We start from the raw sequence: 2252 nt of genomic DNA, 5'->3' as shown, positions 1-2252 counted from the left end.
GGTTCCGGCTGCGCGAGGGGGCGGAAAACCGGCCCATCCGCGACGTGCTGGTCGTGTTCGACGGTCTGGGGAGCGCCGAACGCACCGACTGCGCCCTGGGGCGGCCGGCCTGCGATGCCGGACACCCCTGCGCCATGCACGAGGAATGGGCGGGGGTCCGCGACGGCTTCACCCGCATGATCACGACGACCCGGGTGGCTGACTTGGCCCAGTGAAGGTCGGCCCCTTTTTTGCCTAGTTAGCGGATATGTGGATGCGTTGAGATTCTGAGTTCGGGACCGTGTGATCACGACGGAAAGGATGGTGTGATGAGTTACAAGAGACTCTGGATCGTCTTCGGGCTGGTGGTGGGGCTCTCCTTTGCCGTACTCGGCTACTTCGGGCGGGAGATCTACCGCCAGGCGCCGCCGGTCCCCGCCCGGGTGGTGGGCGCCGACGGTGCGGTGCTCTTCACCGGGCAGGACATCAAGGACGGCCAGAACGTCTGGCAGTCCACGGGCGGGCAGGAGCTGGGCTCGGTCTGGGGGCATGGCGCCTACCTGGCGCCGGACTGGTCGGCTGACTGGTTGCACCGCGAGGCCGAGGTCATGCTGAACGCCTGGTCGCGCGCGGAACACGGCGTCGACGCGGACCGACTGGACGTCGAGACGCGCGCCGCCCTCGAGGCGCGGCTGCAGGCCGAGCTGCGGTCCAACACTTACGATGCCGGGTCCGGCGACCTGCATCTGTCGGCGGCGCGGGTCGCGGCGGTGCGCGTCGTGGCGGACCACTTCCGCGGGCTGTTCGGCGGCGACCCGGCGCAGGCCGACCTGCGCGAGGCCTACGCCATGCGCGAGGCCACGGTCGGCGATCCCGACCGGCTGCAGGACCTGACGGCCTTCTTCTTCTGGGCCTCCTGGGTCTGCGTCACCGAGCGCCCGGGCGCCGACATCACCTACACCAACAACTGGCCGCCGGACAACCTGGTCGGCAACCGGCCCACCGGCAGCCTCATCCTCTGGACGGGCTTCTCGGTGATCCTGCTGATCGCCGGCATCGCGCTGCTCGCCTGGTACTACGCGGCCAACCGCGAGGAGGGGTTCGATCCCGGCGTCCTGCCCGAGCAGGACCCCCTGCTCGCGCTGTCCCCGACGGCTTCCATGAAGGCGACGCTGAAATACTTCTGGGTGGTCACCGCCCTGATCGTCGTGCAGGTCGTCCTGGGCGCCGTCACCGCCCACTACGGCGTGGAGGGGAACGGCTTCTACGGCCTGGACCTGAGCGCCGTGCTGCCGTACTCGCTGTCGCGCACCTGGCACGTCCAACTGGCCATCTTCTGGATCGCCACCTCGTGGCTGGCGACCGGGCTGTTCATCGGGCCGGCGGTGTCGGGGCACGAGCCGCGCTTCCAGCGGCTCGGAGTGAACGTGCTGTTCGGCGCCCTGCTGATCGTGGTCGTCGGCTCGCTGGCCGGCCAGTGGTTCGGCATCATGCAGCGGCTGGGCCTGATCGGGAACTTCTGGTTCGGGCACCAGGGCTACGAGTACGTCGACCTGGGCCGGCTGTGGCAGATCCTGCTGCTGGTCGGGCTGTTCCTGTGGCTCGGGCTGATGGTCGCCTCGCTGCGGCCGGCCCTGCGGCGGGCCGACCAGAACCGCCCGCTGCTGGTGATGCTGGTGATCTCCTGCGTGGCCATCGCCGGTTTCTACGGCGCGGGGCTGATGTGGGGGCGGCAGACCAACCTGGCCATCGCCGAGTACTGGCGCTGGTGGGTGGTGCACCTGTGGGTGGAGGGCTTCTTCGAGGTCTTCGCCACCGTGGTCATCGCCTTCCTCTTCGTGCGCCTGGGTCTGCTGAAGGTGAAGACGGCGACCGCCGCCACGCTCTTCTCCACGAACGTGTTCCTGGCCGGCGGCATCATCGGTACCTTCCACCACCTCTACTTCACGGGCACCCCGACGGCGGTGCTCGCGCTGGGCGCCACCTTCAGCGCCCTGGAAGTGGTGCCGCTGGTGCTGATGGGCTTCGAGGCCTACCACAACCTCTCGCTCAGCCGCGCCAAGCCGTGGCTCGAGGCCTACAAGTGGCCGATCTACTGCTTCATCGCGGTAGCGTTCTGGAATCTGGTGGGCGCCGGCCTGTTCGGCTTCCTGATCAACCCGCCGCTGCCGCTTTACTACATGCAGGGCCTCAACCTGACCCCGCTGCACGGCCACACGGCGCTGTTCGGCGTGTACGGCATGCTGGGCATCGGCCTGATGCTGTTCTGCCTG

The 2252-nt window shown here is 68.7% G+C and carries 2 protein-coding genes; both read left to right on the top strand.

What is annotated here, in order from left to right; translation table 11 throughout:
- The coding region (locus tag Q7W29_12560) for a hypothetical protein (GenBank protein ID MDO9172650.1) at positions 1 to 215 on the top strand (215 nt) is incomplete at its 5' end.
- A 93-nt stretch (positions 216 to 308) separates the two neighbouring features.
- On the top strand, positions 309 to 2252 hold a 1944-nt coding region (locus Q7W29_12555), incomplete at its 3' end, for a nitric-oxide reductase large subunit (protein ID MDO9172649.1).

This window comes from bacterium, assembly GCA_030654305.1.
GTDB lineage: Bacteria > Krumholzibacteriota > Krumholzibacteriia > LZORAL124-64-63 > LZORAL124-64-63 > PNOJ01.
This window is presented reverse-complemented; position numbering and strand designations above follow the sequence as displayed.